Source organism: Shewanella colwelliana, assembly GCF_001735525.1.
GTDB classification, from domain to species: Bacteria; Pseudomonadota; Gammaproteobacteria; order Enterobacterales; family Shewanellaceae; genus Shewanella; species Shewanella colwelliana.
The window spans coordinates 45,942-62,683 of the sequence record NZ_MCBT01000009.1 but is presented as its reverse complement, the minus strand read 5'-3'; the positions used below and the strand labels follow the sequence as shown (position 1 = coordinate 62,683).

The 16,742-nt window shown below is 43.4% G+C and carries 11 protein-coding genes; 4 read left to right on the top strand and 7 right to left on the bottom strand.

The window, feature by feature from the left end:
* Nucleotides 1-80 precede the first annotated feature (80 nt).
* Nucleotides 81-2,096, top strand: coding sequence for an FAD-dependent 5-carboxymethylaminomethyl-2-thiouridine(34) oxidoreductase MnmC1 (mnmC1, locus tag BEL05_RS03315; RefSeq protein ID WP_069670268.1), 2,016 nt, complete (start codon nt 81-83; stop codon nt 2,094-2,096).
* Nucleotides 2,097-2,214: 118 nt separating this feature from the next.
* On the opposite strand, the gene BEL05_RS03310 is transcribed toward mnmC1, so the two are convergent.
* The 6 genes from BEL05_RS03310 to prmB all read right to left on the bottom strand — a co-directional run bounded on the left by BEL05_RS03310 (nt 2,215) and on the right by prmB (nt 7,849).
* Nucleotides 2,215-2,736 (bottom strand): RNA methyltransferase, encoded by a 522-nt coding sequence (locus BEL05_RS03310; RefSeq protein WP_069670267.1) that lies wholly within the window; start codon nt 2,734-2,736, stop codon nt 2,215-2,217.
* A 5-nt stretch (nt 2,737-2,741) separates the two neighbouring features.
* On the bottom strand, nt 2,742-3,023 hold the full coding sequence (locus tag BEL05_RS03305) for a YfcL family protein (protein WP_028765449.1): 282 nt from the start codon (nt 3,021-3,023) through the stop codon (nt 2,742-2,744).
* 57 nt (nt 3,024-3,080) lie between these two features.
* Entirely contained in the window at nt 3,081-4,208 is a 1,128-nt protein-coding gene (locus BEL05_RS03300; RefSeq protein ID WP_069670266.1) for an ATP-NAD kinase family protein, read from the bottom strand.
* 35 nt (nt 4,209-4,243) lie between these two features.
* On the bottom strand, nt 4,244-5,431 hold the full coding sequence (locus BEL05_RS03295; RefSeq protein WP_069670265.1) for an MFS transporter: 1,188 nt from the start codon (nt 5,429-5,431) through the stop codon (nt 4,244-4,246).
* A 266-nt stretch (nt 5,432-5,697) separates the two neighbouring features.
* A complete protein-coding gene (gene aroC / locus BEL05_RS03290; protein WP_028765452.1) occupies nt 5,698-6,792 on the bottom strand; it encodes a chorismate synthase in 1,095 nt (364 codons plus the stop codon).
* Between the two features lie 112 nt (nt 6,793-6,904).
* Nucleotides 6,905-7,849 (bottom strand): 50S ribosomal protein L3 N(5)-glutamine methyltransferase, encoded by a 945-nt coding sequence (gene prmB, locus BEL05_RS03285; protein WP_028765453.1) that lies wholly within the window; start codon nt 7,847-7,849, stop codon nt 6,905-6,907.
* A 79-nt stretch (nt 7,850-7,928) separates the two neighbouring features.
* Here prmB and smrB point away from each other — a divergent pair, with 79 nt between their 5' ends.
* On the top strand, nt 7,929-8,459 hold the full coding sequence (smrB, locus tag BEL05_RS03280; protein WP_028765454.1) for an endonuclease SmrB: 531 nt from the start codon (nt 7,929-7,931) through the stop codon (nt 8,457-8,459).
* 68 nt (nt 8,460-8,527) lie between these two features.
* On the opposite strand, the gene sixA is transcribed toward smrB, so the two are convergent.
* Nucleotides 8,528-8,998: a phosphohistidine phosphatase SixA gene (sixA, locus tag BEL05_RS03275; RefSeq protein ID WP_028765455.1), complete on the bottom strand. Its 471-nt coding sequence runs from the start codon at nt 8,996-8,998 to the stop codon at nt 8,528-8,530.
* 219 nt (nt 8,999-9,217) lie between these two features.
* Here sixA and BEL05_RS03270 point away from each other — a divergent pair, with 219 nt between their 5' ends.
* Together BEL05_RS03270 and BEL05_RS03265 are read left to right on the top strand one after the other, a co-directional pair.
* Nucleotides 9,218-12,001 carry an insulinase family protein gene (locus BEL05_RS03270; RefSeq protein ID WP_069670264.1) on the top strand — a complete coding sequence of 928 codons (2,784 nt, stop codon included), beginning with the start codon at nt 9,218-9,220 and terminating at the stop codon, nt 11,999-12,001.
* A gap of 362 nt (nt 12,002-12,363) precedes the next feature.
* Nucleotides 12,364-16,602, top strand: coding sequence for an EAL domain-containing protein (locus BEL05_RS03265; RefSeq protein ID WP_439332362.1), 4,239 nt, complete (start codon nt 12,364-12,366; stop codon nt 16,600-16,602).
* The last annotated feature ends 140 nt before the right edge of the window (nt 16,603-16,742 follow it).

The following is a 16,742-nucleotide window of genomic DNA, read 5'->3' as shown; positions in this document are numbered from 1 at the left end:
GTAGTACCAATTTTACTGGGCCAATAGTAGCGCTTTTGTCGCATTTAAGTGGTCAGCTTTCCATAAAGGCGGGTAAAATAATGCCTAATATCATTGTGAGAGTAAATTCATTGACCACAGAACGTGAAGATAAAACACAAATAAGTGTAAACATAAGTGAAATCGACTCATTATTTAGTCATTTAACGACAAATACTCCGTTTGGCGCCCCCATAATTGTAGGCGTTATTGGCAAAGATCATGCGACGATACTTAAACAATGGTTAGTTTATCACGGCTCTTCGACCAATCAGAGCCGTTGGCAACTGAAGTTTTTCATCAAACATGTCGATGAAATCACAGGTCTATGCGACGCAATCAGCCAGCTCACGGATATTGCTACTCATCTGCAGGATATCCGAGACGCAAAGATCAATGGCTGTCACCGTATCTCCTTATTCGACGGCACACTCAGCCTAGATCTGCATATAGGAGACACAGCTCCACAATTGCGAGAAATAGTTAGCCAAACGGATATAAAATTTAAGAGCTGGTTAATCACTACGCCAACAGTGACTGAACACTTAACCCAAACGGATCTGTGGCAGATGGCAAAACTCAGCCACGTATCAGCATCTATCGTGCAAGTTACACCTCTAGATATTCCACAGCATACGTACCTCGCCTCAATGTGTGACTTATGTGGATTTGAGTTCATCGCACTCACGGGGGGGAAGGCTGAAACCAACAAAGAGCTAGCGAAAACTAACGCAACCCAAACGCTCAATCGAGAGCTCGCACTTAAAGAACGCTGCGCCTTACTGCGGCAACAACAAGAAAGTCTAAACTTTAATCCCTTAACACCGGCAAGTAGTGGTTCAATTGCAGTTATTGGCGGCGGTGTCGCCAGTGCTTGTTTGGCGCTGTCATTAGCTGAGCGTGGCAAGTCTATTTCGCTATTCTGTATGGATGGTGCTCCGGGCCAGCAGGCATCAGGAAATAAACAAGGCGCCATCTATCCCTTGTTAACACCCGAGCATGGCACACTGAGCCACTTCTTTTTACAGGGATACCTGTTTAGTCGTCACCGTATTCATTCATTGGTCAGCCAAGGCTACCCCATTGACCATGACTTTTGCGGCGTATTGCATACCGGTCATGACGCACGTAGTCGCGCACGTTTACAGAAAATTATTGCAGGCCAACCTTGGGCGATGAACATAGCTCAAGCTGTAACAACAGAGCAAGCAGATGCGATGGCGGGGATCAGCATCGATGAAGCTGGTATCTATTATCCTTTGGGTGGCTGGGTCTGTCCCCATCAATTGACTCAAGCCGCTTTAGATAACGCTAGCAGCATCACAGACAACAAGTTGTATTTTAATACTCAAGTTACCGCTATTGAACAACTCAATGATAAGTGGTTTTTAACTGCTGTAGCGAACGGTAACACGACACGATTTGGCCCCTTCGATAACGTAGTACTCGCCAATGGCCGCCACTTGACCGATTTCCCCCAAACCCGTGAACTGCCTATCAGTGGCTTTCGTGGTCAAGTTAGCCACATTCCATCCAGAGGCGCATTAAGCCAGTTAAATACAGTGCTTTGCTCTCACGGCTACTTAACCCCCAACCATCAAGGCTTACATTGCACTGGCGCAAGTTACGTCAAAGATGCCCCAAATAATGAGTATAGTCACACCGAGCAGTTTGAAAACCTGGATAAAATACGCCAAAGCTATCAAGGCGACTGGACCAAAGAGATCGACATTACAGGTCACAGCGCCAGAGTCGGCGTACGAATGGTAACTCGCGATCATGCGCCTATGGTTGGCTGTGCACCAAATTATGACGCCATCATGGCTGCGTACCAAACCCATCAACACACTAAAGAGAGTATTGATTATTGGGTTAAAACCCCTGCCCCCACTCATAAAGGACTATTCATTCTCGGTGGGCTAGGCTCAAGAGGATTGACTTCGGGTCCGTTGTCGGCAGAAATACTTGCCGCGCAAATGTGTGGTGAGTTATTACCCACCACTACAGATATATTGACACTATTAAACCCCAACCGAATGTGGCTGCGTAAGCTGTTGAAAGGCAAAGCACTGATTTAGACTAACAAGGACTTGCTCAGCATACTGAAATCGCTCGAGACTACAGCAAACATTGCACCAAATTAAAACAGCCATAAAAATGCCACCCTTTTAGGTGGCATTTTTACCTCGAATCAAGTTAACGTTTTACTTTAACCCGATTATTGGTATCACGGCTTTGCCTTATCAGAGCATCACTTCCCGTAGGCGCGCCTTTAGCAAGCCTATCGTAAAGCAATACATTGACCGAAGAGGCTAGATTCATACAACCAACCGTCGGCACATAAACAACCGCATCAGCGCTATCAATTAGCCCCTGATCTATGGTGCCATCTTCAGGACCGAACACGTAGATCGCTTTAGCTGGATGCTGAAACTCTGGTAGTGCTACCGCGCCTTCAACCAGATCGACACACACCACTTTGGTGTCACTATCGAGCCCCTCTAATATGGTGTCTACGGCAATTAGAGGAATATTCTCGCTCGCGCGTTTGGTATCTGTGTTGTATTGCTCGCCGCGATTTTTAGCTGCCAATGCATAACGCTTACCCGTATAACGCACTTCGCTAGCCTGATAACAGCCTGCCGCTCGCATTACTCCCCCGACATTTGTCGGGCTTTTGGGATTGACGAGACCAATCTTAACCAAGGTTGCGCTCATGTTGATCACGCTGCAACGCTAGCAGAGATTTTTCCACTAAGTTCATGCCAAGCCGCCAAGACCAATTGAAAATCAGCAGGTTCAAGCTCAGTTTTAGCGGTATCTAAACAGGCTGCCATTTTCGATTCTAGTGCTTGTTGCCCTTGCTCGGTTTCAACCTCTAATTGTGATAACACCACAGCAAAATGGCCTTGAAGATAGCCACTGGCAAACAGTTGGTCGTCATCACCTTGCTCAACAATTGCACCAATCCACTCTTCTAATGCCTGTTCGTACTGCTCTAACATGATCTGTCTAATCCTATTTTATGGGTAAATACTTTAACAACAATGCAGTGGTTCAGGCTATGCTACCAAATCAGGGTTAGCAACCTGATACATGACATAATCATGATAGCCAGTGATCACTTTGAAATAGCCACACAACGCTTTGTCTAATTCCGGGTCGCCACTATCCACAATTAGTGGCCGTCCTTCAAGCGCTTTTAACTTAGTTTTTGTTGCCAAGAGAATAATATTGTCTCGACCGACACGGCGAATGAGTGCCGGTGATAACTGTTGATTACCTCGCCCGAGAATGTGTCCTTGACCACCAATTAAGGTGATCACTAATTTACAAGGACTAGCCTGAGTTTGTGCCAATAGGGCTTGAGCACTCAAATCGCTTGCGACAAGTTGCTGATGCTGAACCAGATCAACCCCTAAAAGGGTGTTGTCTAACCCTAACTCAGCCATCACTGCAGCCACTGTACTGCCAGAGCCCATGATAAAAAGCTCATCGTCCATCTGCTCAATGACTTCTGCCGCCATATCATGTAGCACTAACTCATCAACTTCCTTACCGCCCATTTTCACCGCTTGAATATAGCGCGGTTCTGCGGGTACCTGCATCTCACCAAATCGGCGCGCTTTGACAGTGCCAGAACGAAAAGCCACTTCATCGATATCCATCACATCGGCTGCCATCAGGCTCACTAATTCACCATCGAGTAGCATTTTCACCACCATGCCTGATGCATGAGGGGTGATACCGTAGACACCCGAATGAATTTTGACTCCAGCAGGCACCCCTAGCACTGGTAACGCTTCATCAACAACCGAAAAGAGATCGCGAGCCGTACCGTCACCCCCAGCAAATAACAACAGATCTAATCCGTAAGCCTGCAGCGCAGTCGCTGCCGCTTGGGTATCGCCCGCCTCAGTCTGTTTATTCGCCTGATAAGCCACTGTCACCTTAAAGTCCATCTCCTTAGCAAGTAACTCCCCCATCTCTCCTGAGGCGGTGATAATTTCAATGCGATCGCGATAGGCTAAAATCACCTCAAGCGCTTGAGCCATCCTTAACTGCGCCTTGGGCTCCGCGCCACGGGCAAGGGCTTCTTTTGCCACACCATCACTGCCTTTAAGGGCGACGCTGCCGCCTAAACCTGCCAAGGGGTTAATGATCAAACCAAGACGAAAAATCCTAGACATAACTTACTTAATCTCTCCGAAATTGTTTGCGGTAATCATGCAGTGGCCTTTGTATGATCGCTATTATCGCGATTATCGACCTTAGGGATCAACAGTATTGCGAGCATGGATAGCAAGGCACAACACGCCGCCCCAATCCATGCTAACCATGCGGTTGAGCCATCACCCCAAATCACACCGCATAGCCAAGTACCTAATGCCCCACCAACCCCAAAACTTAAACTGGCATACAAAGCCTGTCCTTTGCTGCGATGACGAATATCAAAGCGTTGATGTACAAACTGAATAGATGCGGCATGTACTAAGCCGAACGTAAATGCATGTAATAATTGGCTAATGCCTAACGCAAAAGGATTATCCACCCATAACCCCATGATCAACCAACGCAACGCTGTCATCGTGAGGCTAACCAGCAACAGTGGCCGCACACCAAATCGCCCCAGCAATTTAGGTGCAATCATAAACATTAGAATTTCAGCCAACACCCCTGCCGCCACGTATACACCAGCAATCGCTTCGCTGTAACCAGATTGCTTAAGATAAAGCACAAAGAAACCGTAAAATGGTCCAGCACTCATCTGCAATAGCATTGCAGAAACTAGAAACCAGAAAATGCCTTTATCTATATTAAGCTTGCCATCGCCAATCTTCTTACTGACGACCACTCTATCGCTAGGTAACGGCATAGCACTGAGGAGTAGCCCAATAAATAGCAGCATGCCAACATAGGGCAGTACTTCGGTCCCCCAAATATTAATGGCAAATCCCATTCCTACAACAAAGATCAGGTACCCCAAACTACCGAAGCTACGAATAGCACCATAACGTGCGGTATTCTCACCGAGAGTCTCTAAAGTAATCACCTCAAGCTGCGCCAATATGGCATTCCAGAAGAAAGTATAAATGGTTAGACTAACGGCGAGGTAGGTAAAGCTGCCATTGTAGAAAAAGCTCAAATAGGTCACAGACGCAGCGGCAGCGCCCCACTTAACCAATTGCGAACGCATACCGGTTTTGTCGGCAACCATCGCCCAAATATTTGGCGCAATAATCCGCGTTGCCATCAAAATAGCGAGTAAGAAACCAATCTCTTGTGGATTAAAACCCCGGTGCTCGAAGAACACCCCAAGATAAGGCACCATCACACCGAGTATGGCGAAGAAAAAGAAATAACAGCTGCTTATCCAAACCAACTGGCGACTTGGTTGTCCTGCTTGATTCATAGTTGACTGTCTTTAATCACAATTACATTGAGTTAGTGATTGTTTGTTGATGATTGCAATGGGTTTACACAAGGCGTAAGCGCCACAACTGTTTATATGATTTAAGAGCATACGCTAACCATAAATCGCAGCAACAAGCGCTACCGCTGTTATCAAGCAACGCACTGATGCTCAATGCCAAAACGTCTATTAGGTAGACGAAAAACGCTCACATGCATTAACGCAAGAAGGCACATAAATGTGCCCTCTTTTGTTTAACGTTTCGCTTAACGCATGCCTAATATTGGGGTCTGACTATGAACATCACTATTTTGAGCGCGATGTCTCAACATGTGATCCATCAATACAATGGCTAACATCGCTTCGGCAATAGGCACTGCGCGAATGCCCACACAAGGATCGTGACGACCTTTAGTCACCACCTCAGAACGCTCGCCTTGAACTGTCATGCTTTCACCAGGAACGCTGATACTTGAAGTCGGCTTCATGGCGATGTGCGCGACAATAGGTTGACCGGAGGAGATCCCACCTAAGATACCACCAGCATGATTTGATGCAAAACCCTCTGGTGACATCAAGTCGCGATGTTCTGAACCTTTTTGATTAACCACCTCAAAGCCATCGCCTATCTCAACACCTTTTACAGCATTGATGCCCATTAAGGCATGGGCGATATCGGCATCGAGTCGGTCAAATACGGGTTCGCCGAGTCCGACAGGCACATTGGTCGCAACCACTGAGACTTTAGCACCAATCGAATCACCACTCTTTCTCAAATCGCGCATATATTCATCAAGCGCTTCCAATTGACTCACATCAGGAAAGAAAAATGCATTTTGTTCTACCTGAGCTAAATCAACATTCTGAGCGGTGATCGGCCCAAGCTGCGACAGGTAAGCATTCACTTCGATGCCGTGCACTTGCTTTAAATACTTTTTTGCAACCGCGCCGGCAGCAACACGCATTGCCGTCTCGCGAGCAGAAGAGCGACCGCCGCCACGGTAATCACGTAAACCATACTTCTGCTGATACGTATAGTCGGCATGACCTGGACGGAACTGATCTTTGATATTGGAATAATCTTGGCTACGTTGATCGGTATTTTGAATCACTAAACCAATCGATGTCCCTGTAGTTTTGCCTTCAAACACACCAGATAAGATCTGTACTTCATCAGCTTCACGTCTTGCAGTGGTATAACGAGAGGTGCCAGGTCGACGACGGTCAAGGTCGTGTTGCATATCAGCTTCACTCAGCTCAAGTCCCGGAGGGCATCCGTCGATAATACAACCCAGTGCTTTACCATGGCTTTCGCCAAAAGTTGTCACCACAAAATTTTGACCTATACTATTTCCCGACATCCGCTTCCTTCACCTCTTTGTTATATAGTCACTTTTCAGCATAACCCAGTTTAAACCTGCGCCATATTCCTAAATCAACTTACTCATTCATAAGCCTTAGCAATAGCCGCTATTATTCACTATCTTTGTAGATGGCGAATAGTGATTCATTTTCAAGTAGCTGATCACGGCTAATCACAAACACACCGTCACCGCCATTCTCGAAACTTACCCAAGTAAAAGGTACATCAGGGAATTGCTCAATCAAATGCACCATAGAGTTACCCACTTCAACGACCAGTAGGCCATCTTCAGTGAGGTAATCCGTTGCATTCGCTAAAATTCGCTTGGTTAAATCTAGGCCATCGCGTCCCGATGCTAAGCCAAGTTCAGGCTCGTGATGGTACTCTTCAGGCATATCACCAATGTCTTCAGCATCAACATAAGGTGGGTTGGAAACAATCAAGTCGTATTGTGGGCCTTTAGGTATTGCACTAAATAGGTCTGATTCAATAGGGAAAACTCGGTCCATCACGCCCAAGGTTTCAATATTAATTTGCGCTACTTCTAGCGCATCAGCACTAATGTCTAAGGCATCGACTTCTGCAGTATCAAACTCATAAGCGCAGGCAATGGCAATACATGCACTACCAGTACATAAGTCTAATACCCGGTTCACAGGCTTGTTGTATAGCCATGGGCTAAAACGGTCGGCAATCATCTCCGCAATGGGCGAACGAGGTACAAGGACACGCTCATCCACATAAAACTCAAGCCCCGCAAAATAGGCTTTATTAGTTAGATAAGGCACGGGTAAGCGCTCACGTACACGACGAATAATCAACTCAACAATTTTGTGTTTTTCACTGCTGGTCAAATTAGTGTGGATCACCTGCTGGCCAATCTCTTCAGGGAGGTGTAAAGCATGAAATACCAATGCAATCGCTTCATCCCACGCGTTATCAGTACCATGACCGTAATAGATATTCGCGTCATTGAAGCGGCTCACCGCCCAGCGCAACATATCACCAATTGTCCGTAATTCTGTCACGGCTTCATCTACAAAAATCTTATCCAAAACTTGCTCCAGCTAGATAGTTCTGAATCATTGTAACTGAACTCTATTCATATGGCATCGGATTCAATAAAATAGCCCCATGAATAAAGAAAAAGATGAGGGTATGGCGCTTTTTTCAGCGTTAACCCAAGGCATAAAGCCATTAAAACAGAATAAACGTCACTTCGCCGCGCCACAAAGCCCGAAGAAGCAGCTTGAGGAAAAAACAACTCAACTGCACGCAGACAGTTACTTTTCAGATACCTATCAACCATTGTTACCACTAGAAGGGGCGATGCGCTGGGCACGAGAGGATGTGGACAGTTATGAGGTCAAGCGATTACGTCGCGGCGATTACCAGCCTGACTTGCTCTTAGACTTACACGGTATGCGCCAAACTGAAGCCAAACTGGAAATCGCGGCACTGATCCAAGCCTGCATTAAGCAACACAGCCACTGCTGCTGCGTCATGCATGGCCATGGGAGCGGCGTGTTGAAACAAAACATTCCCATGTGGCTGGCCCAGCACCCCCATGTGAAAGCATTTCATAAAGCCCCTAAAGAATGGGGTGGTGATGCAGCGCTATTGGTATTGGTCGATGTCGGTGAACATCCACAGTGGGATGACTAACAGCCTTAGACAAGGTAATAATTGACCTGAATGTAAAAAGGACGCCTCGGCGTCCTTTTTTGTGTTCACTAACTCACTGTGTGGGGTGTTTGCTGCCAAGTAAGCGAGGCGCTCTCGCCATGTTTATCGATTAAGGTCAATCCCGATGTTGCAAACAGTGGCGGTTCAACACCCGCCACTAATTCACTCACCATATAACCAAGTAGCGGCATGTGAGCAATCACTAGCACTTTATCGGCCTTAAAATGGTCTGCATAAGCTAGCAATGTATCAACTGCGACGCTTGGTTCTCCCGAGGGGATTAAATCATCCATCACTAGCCACTTTCTGGGCTCAGGAAAGTGTTTACTTACTTCTTGCCAAGTTTGTTGCGCTCGTAGATACGGGCTCACTAGCACCAAATCAAATTCTGTCACTGACCGCGCGAGCCAATTACTCATCAGTTCAGTTTGATAACGGCCAACTTCAGTCAACACACGCTCTCTGTCTGAATGAGCGTTATACCCAGCCTCACCATGTCGCATCAAATATAGCTGCATACTACTCTCGCTATGATTATTTTTGTTCTTCTTTGCAATTGTAGCGTTAAAGTGCGTAGCAACAAACCAAAAGTCAGTTAATAATTAGTCGAATAGATCATAAGATATTTGCCAAAGTTGATTTTGCAGCCCAATATGTACTCTTGTCGCTTCGACAAACAGATACTTCACTTTTCAACGCTATCACTGCCCCCTACCCAATGGAGCGACCAATTGCCAATGACGACGCTAATCACTAAGAGTCCAAATGATCACCGCCAGTATCAATACATCCAATTGGTGAATGGTCTGCGAGTGCTACTGGTTGAAGATCAACAGGCGAATCAGGCGGCGGCATCCATGGCTGTTAATGTCGGTCACTTTGACGACCCTGTTGCTCGCCCAGGTATGGCCCATTTCCTCGAACACATGCTCTTTTTAGGCACAGAAAAGTACCCTCAATCGGGAGAGTACCATCAATTTGTCAATCAACATGGTGGCAGTAATAATGCGTGGACAGGAACTGAGCAGACAAACTTCTTCTTTTCTATTGATAATGAGGTATTTGAGGAGTCATTAGATCGTTTTAGCCAATTTTTTATCGCACCCTGTTTTGATTTAGAATTAGTCGATAGAGAACGGCATGCCATTGAGTCGGAGTTTAGCTTAAAACTTAAAGACGATGTACGTCGAACCTACCAAGTTCAAAAAGAGACAGTCAATCCTGCGCACCCTTTCTCAAAATTTTCCGTGGGTAATCTTGCAACGCTCTCAGGAGAAGAATCCCAGTTAAGGGATGAACTACTCGCTTTTTATCAGCAGCACTATAGCGCAAATTTAATGACGTTATGCATGGTGGCTCCGTTGCCGTTAGCTAAGTTAAAAGCATTGGCGGAACGCTACTTTACCTCCATAGTCAACGGTAACTTACTCAAACAATATCCAGATATCGCTATTTATGAGCCACAACAATTAAAACAACAGATCAATATTGTCCCCCTTAAGGAGCAGCGCCGAGTCGCGATAACGTTTGCCCTCCCCGCGATCGATAGCTTTTACAAACGTAAACCGCTGACATTTATTAGTCACCTTCTCGGTTATGAAGGTAAAGGCAGCCTGTTGAGCTACCTTAAAGAACAAGGCTGGGCCAGTAACTTATCTGCTGGCGGTGGCGTGAATGGCTATAACTTTAAAGATTACAACATTAGTATTCAGCTTACCGAAAAAGGGTTAACTCAATTAGATGAAGTAATTCAAGCTGCTTTTGAATATATCGAACTAATCAAAACGGATGGACTACAGCAGTGGCGCTATCAAGAGCGTGCTAACTTGCTGAAACTGGCATTTAAATATCAAGAGCAGATAAAACCGCTAGATTTAGCCAGTCATCTTAGTATTAACATGCACCATTATGCAACCTGCGATCTTGTTTATGGTGATTATCGTATGGATGGCTTAGATATTACGCAAACATCAAGCTTATTGGCATTGATGACACCTGACAATATGCGCATTCAACTCATCTCACCTGAACTCGATACAGAAAAACAGGCAGCTTGGTATCACTCTCCTTACCAGGTCAAACCGATTGCAGCATCTAGGCTACAGCAGTGGTATAGCCCACAGGTGCGTGAAGCCCTCTCGCTGCCAGAAGCCAACCCTTTTATCATTGCTGATTCAGTGCCAAGAAACGACAAGAGCCATCACCCCGTACCCACTGTCGTTTGCCAGGAAGAAGGCTACCGTATCTGGCATAAAAAAGATGATGAATTCAATGTCCCCAAGGGACATATGTATCTCTCTTTAGACTCTCAGTTTGCCGCACGAACACCTAAACATGCTGCGCTCACGCGCCTTTATGTTGAAATGTTGCTCGATTACCTTACCGAGCATACCTATCCTGCAGAGGTTGCGGGATTAAGCTACAACATCTATCCCCATCAAGGTGGCATAACCTTGCATTTAACCGGCTTTACTGGCAAACAAGAAGCCTTGCTATCGCTATTAATTAGTAAAGCAAGAGAACGTAATTTTACCCAAGCTAGATTTAAGCAAATTAAGAAGCAAATTTTACGCAACTGGTACAATCAAACACGGGCCAAACCTATCTCTCAGCTTTTTACTAGCCTAACCGTTACTTTACAGAAGCGCAGCTATGAACCACAACGCATGGCCGAAGAGCTAGAAGAGTTGACCTTAGATGATCTCCATGAACATGTGCGCGATTTTTATGAAAAAATTCACCTTGAAGGCTTAGTTTACGGTGATTGGCTTACCAGCGAAGCACAAGCGTTAGGCCGAAGACTTGATCACATTTTGTCGCTAGTATCCACACCCAGCGGCGAATCTGAACGTGAATTGGTTAAACTGGACAATGTCGGTACACTCATGAGAGAACTTGCCGTTGCTCATCAAGATAGCAGTATTATTGTCTATTATCAGTCGACCGACGCAACACCGACAAACATGGCGCTATTTAGCCTTTTAAACCACACCATGTCATCGACTTTCTTTCATGAATTACGCACCAAACGCCAGTTAGGCTATATGGTCGGTACAGGTTATCTGCCACTTAACCGCTACCCAGGAATGATCTTCTACATTCAATCCCCCTCCGTTGGTCCACTGCAACTGCTACAAGCTATTGATGAGTTCATCGCTGACTTCAACTACGCCGTCATGCAAATCACCAATCAACAGTGGGAACAAACTAAACAGGGCCTAATCAACCAGATCATGGAACATGACCCGAATCTAAAAACCCGTGGTCAGCGGTATTGGTCCAGCATAGGTAATAAGGATTATGAATTTAATCAGCGAGAGTTGGTGGTTGAGGAGATTAGTAAGTTGACTCGCTCTGACTTAATTAAGTTTATGATGCAAAAAATGCGCACCAAGCACAGCGACAGATTGGTATTATTCACTACTGGTGAACAACACACGGCCTTTGAGCCACTGACATCAGACAATATGATCACCGACCTACGCTCATTTAAGCAGCATGCTGCAAATTTCGATTATTGATACAGCACGACACAAACTGCTGCAATTCACTCTCGTCTAAGCCAGTCCCTTTTAAGTGGGAGAGAAGATGTTGAGAAAAACATTTTGTTAATAAAAATAATAGGTTCGCATAACAGCGGAAAACACTAGTATCTCCACCAACAGAAGCTTTTTAACAGCTCTAACTCAGCTTAAGACAACAATTAAGCTAAAACAAAATAAAAATAAGAACAATTAGCAACCAACAAAAACTACTGTTCTTTTGACAAATCCTTCACTTTCTGAAAAAGTAGGTTAAATACCTGTTGCCTAAGCGCTATTGGCTAATAATCAAACTAATAATTATGCCTAACTCTTTGCTAAAAATTTTACTGATTTCCCTCATGGCCATCATGTTTCCTGGTCACTCTTCCGCCGACGAAAATGCAGGACCATCGATTTTACTAAAAAGTAAAACTTACAGTGTTCCTGAAGGGCTTTCTCAAAGTACTGTGACATCTATAACCAAAGATAAAGATGGGTATATTTGGATAGGTACTCTCAATGGACTAAACCGATTTGATGGTGATGAGTTCAAACATTACTTTGGGGGAGAGGACTCTGGCCTTCCAAGTTCTTTCATTAGAAGTGTGCACTTCAGTGATACGGGGGTTTTATATGTCGGAACCGATAATGGTTTAGTCGCTTACAATCCTGTTTTAGATAGGTTCCAAACTTCAAAGTCAATAGAAAAATTACAAAAAAAAGCAATTTGGCAAATAGAATCCACTCCAAATAGCCTTTTAATAGGTACAAATAATGAGTTCATTATAGTAAGCAATGACAATGTTTTTTCGACACAAAATTACAGCGATATAAAAGAAGCAAAAAAAATCGTAAAAGACGAAAAATACATTTATATAAAAACCTACAACAACCTTCTTTTCAGAGTAAATATAAAAACATCAGAAAAAGTTATAATAGACAAAAATGTTTTAGACATATCCAACTCTAAAGATGGGGTTATATATGTAAAGAGTGACATATTAATATATATAGATTCTAGCCAAAAAATAAACAACGAAAACAAAATAGAAAAGATTTTCTTCGCTAACAACTCTCTGTATGCCACAAGTAAAAACAAGTCATTTTTAATAAATGGAACACAAGAGATTGAAATAGGTAAATACGAAAACCCTAAAACCCCATCAAACATATCTTACTATTTCGTAACGCCTGAAGCACAGTACATTGGTTTAATTAACGAAGGGTTAGTGATAGTCAAAAAGTCTAGAAATCTAGTAGCAAATCTAAATGGCTTTGATACTAACATATGGCATTTCAGCGCTAATGATAAAAATGAACTGTTGGTATCCTCTGATAGTCCATTTTTAAAAGTATATGACGAAAATTTAAAACTAAAAAAATCTATCAACACCAACATTCATGGCTATAAAAATTCAATATCCATTGATAATTCAATATACATAGGGAGTCATACAGGCCTCTATGTAATGAAGGATAACAATAACAGTAAAATAACTAATGAGAGGATCACTGTTCTTAATAACTTTGATAACTTGATTTATTCAGGTACAGCATCAGGGAAGATATTAATCGTTAATGGTGAAAAAATAAAAGAGGTTATAGATACCAATATCTCCGAACCGATATTAGGAATAATAAAAACACAGGGTAATGAACTTTACTTAGCAGCTCAGAGCGGATTATACCAATTAGCGGGTGGCAATCTTAGTAGAATATATGACAAATTGACGTTTAGCGTTAACAAGATTAACCCTAAAGAGATAATATTTGGGACATCTACATCAATTATGATGTTTAACACTGAAACAAAAAAAGTGTCCGAGCTATTTTCCAATAGAAAAGACATTTACTCTGTAGTTTCAATAGATGATACAGTTATAGCGTCATCTATCGGAGAAGTAATAGTTATAAACAAGGAGGTGAAACGTATTCTCCCGACTAGTTATGGAAGTCAACACGAATACAACACTCCAAGCGGAATCATATACAACTCAAAAAACATTTTATTTGGAGGTATTGAAGGTGCTAGCTTAATAAATCTTGAAAAAATAAAAAAATATATTGATTCACTGTCATTACCAAGCACTATAATTGAAGAATTCCTTATATTTAACAACCCTGTAAAAATAGGAACTGAGTCCCTGGCAGAGTCTATCTCTCATACAAAAAAAGTTAGCTTAAAATATTCAGACTACCCATTTACTTTTAAGTTCGACACTCCAAATGCAGCCGTAAATAATCTTGAGTATTTTTATCAAATGCAAGGACTTTCTGATGATTGGATCCAGTCAAAAGGAAATAATTCATCTACTTATACGAACCTCTCTCCAGGAACATATCAGTTTAATGTGTATGCAGTTAACCCTATAACTAAAGCCACTGGCGAAATAAATGCTATAACGGTAAATATCACCCCTCCATGGTGGTTATCACCTCAAGCTAAGCTATTTTATCTATTTGCATTTGTATTGACGACAATAGCAATCATAAAAGCAGTTCTTCGTCGCAGAGAGGTCCAACGACAAATCGCCAAGTCTGAAGAACGTTTAAAGTTGTCGCTGTGGGGTAGCGGCGATGAGATGTGGGACTGGGATATCGAAACCGGACAGATATATCGTTCTAACATTTGGGGCTCTCTCGAATTTCCACGTGATGGCCAACGCTCAGGGGAACATGGTGAAGAGAGCAACATCCACCCAATGGATCAAGAGCGAGTCACCAACGCACTTAACAAACATTTTTACGGTGAAACCGAACACTTCGAAGCTGCCTATCGTGTTAAAGGTAAAGACGATCAGTGGGTGTGGATTTTAGATAGAGCAAAGATTGTTGAGCGTGATGAAGATGATAAAGCGCTGCGTATGACTGGTACCATTAAGAACATCAGCAACTTTAAGCAAGCAGAAGAGCAACTAAGACTGTTCGAACGTGCTATTGAGAATATTTCAGAAGGGATGTTCATTCTAGACAATAACTTTAGCTTTGTAGAAGTGAACGAAGCCTGCTGCGATCTATGTGAAAAAGGCCGCAACGATTTCATAGGTCAGTTATTCAATTTTGATCTCTATCCTGAAAGCTACTCACAACAGATTCGTAATATTCTCCAACAACAAGGCAGCTGGAGTAATGAAGTCGAATCAGCAAAAGGTGATGGTACTAGCTTCCTGATGGAACTCACTGTCGATGCTATATACGATGAGCAAGGCACGTTGTCTCACTATGTTGGCGTATTCTCCGATATCTCGCGCAGAAAACAGCAGGAAGAGGAGCTAAGAAAACTCACTAACAATGACTTGTTGACTAACCTACCGAACCGTTCAAGCCTAATGGTGACCTTAGGTAACTTAGTGAAAAAAGACACTCACCATACCTTGATGGTATTAGATCTAGATAATTTCAAGAAAATTAATGATTCATTAGGACATCAGGTCGGTGACGAGCTACTTATAAAGGTAGCACGTCGAATAGAGTCAACCGTTCCCTACCACACCAGTATCTATCGACTCGGTGGTGATGAATTTGCCATACTCGTCGACAATAACCCTGACATTGGCTCTAGTGCCGTAATCGCTAATAACGTAGTAGATGCCTTCTGTAGCCCCTTTGAACTCACTAAAGATAGAGTTGTTGTCGGTGTCAGTATCGGCATTGTGTTGTACCCAGAAGATGATCAAAATGAACAAGCACTGCTGCGTAAAGCTGATATTGCCATGTATCACGCTAAATCGGCTGGCGGGAACCGCTACCAGTTCTACTCAGAGTCATTAAATCGCAACGCAATTAGACAATTGGAAGTTGAGAACTTAATCCGCGAAGGCTTAAGAGATGATCTATTTGAGGTCTACTATCAGCCAAAAATTGATCTTAAGTCAGGCAAGATGGCAGGCATGGAAGCGCTAGTTAGACTGAATCATCCAGAACATGGGTTAATTCCGCCGGGAGATTTCATTCCGCTAGCGGAAGAGAACGGATTAATCGTCGAAATTGGCGAGGTAGTTTTACGTAAAGCATGTTTCGCGGCACAAAAATGGCGTCGTCAAGAATTATTCGAAGGACGTGTAGCCGTCAATTTATCATCACAACAGTTCGCTCTCCCCGACCTTCAACAACGAATAGAGTCAATTTTACGTCTCACACAGCTACCGGCAGGCAACTTAGAGCTCGAAATTACCGAAGGGACCGTCATAAAACAGCCAGAAAAGGCAATAAAGGTGATGATGCAGCTGTCTAAGATGGGGGTTAGCTTGGCATTAGATGATTTTGGCACCGGATACTCGTCATTGTCATACCTAAAACGCTTCCCTATTGATACTTTAAAAATTGATAAAGCTTTTGTCGATGACATTGATAAATCAGACCGCGACTTAAAAATGGTCGACTCTATTATTACCATTGCTCATAACATGGGACTCTCTGTGGTAGGTGAAGGTGTTGAAGATGCTTCACAACTCAGCATATTAAAAGCGTTAAAATGTGAAGAGATACAAGGGTTTATATACAGCAAAGCTGTCAATGAACAAGCCTTTACAGAGTTATTGCGACAAGAAGAGCTCCTTCCTTGTTCTGTTAAGAAACAGAAAAAGATTAACCTTTAGTCCAATAACAAAATCGCTAACTACAACTTAAGGGTAACTATTTTACAATATAGGTAAGCCATTGGCATAACACCTGCATTACTTCTTTCAGACGTCAACATTTTGTTGGCACAACAGAATCACTTAACTCTGAGAGAATA

Bases quoted from the DNA above. Each gene is read 5' to 3' on its own strand.
- mnmC1 (WP_069670268.1), top strand. From the start codon at position 81: ATGCCTAATATCATTGTGAGAGTAAATTCATTGACCACAGAACGTGAA.
- BEL05_RS03310 (WP_069670267.1), bottom strand. From the start codon at position 2,736: ATGAGCGCAACCTTGGTTAAGATTGGTCTCGTCAATCCCAAAAGCCCG.
- BEL05_RS03305 (WP_028765449.1), bottom strand. From the start codon at position 3,023: ATGTTAGAGCAGTACGAACAGGCATTAGAAGAGTGGATTGGTGCAATT.
- BEL05_RS03300 (WP_069670266.1), bottom strand. From the start codon at position 4,208: ATGTCTAGGATTTTTCGTCTTGGTTTGATCATTAACCCCTTGGCAGGT.
- BEL05_RS03295 (WP_069670265.1), bottom strand. From the start codon at position 5,431: ATGAATCAAGCAGGACAACCAAGTCGCCAGTTGGTTTGGATAAGCAGC.
- aroC (WP_028765452.1), bottom strand. From the start codon at position 6,792: ATGTCGGGAAATAGTATAGGTCAAAATTTTGTGGTGACAACTTTTGGC.
- smrB (WP_028765454.1), top strand. From the start codon at position 7,929: ATGAATAAAGAAAAAGATGAGGGTATGGCGCTTTTTTCAGCGTTAACC.
- sixA (WP_028765455.1), bottom strand. From the start codon at position 8,998: ATGCAGCTATATTTGATGCGACATGGTGAGGCTGGGTATAACGCTCAT.
- BEL05_RS03270 (WP_069670264.1), top strand. From the start codon at position 9,218: ATGACGACGCTAATCACTAAGAGTCCAAATGATCACCGCCAGTATCAA.
- BEL05_RS03265 (WP_439332362.1), top strand. From the start codon at position 12,364: ATGGCCATCATGTTTCCTGGTCACTCTTCCGCCGACGAAAATGCAGGA.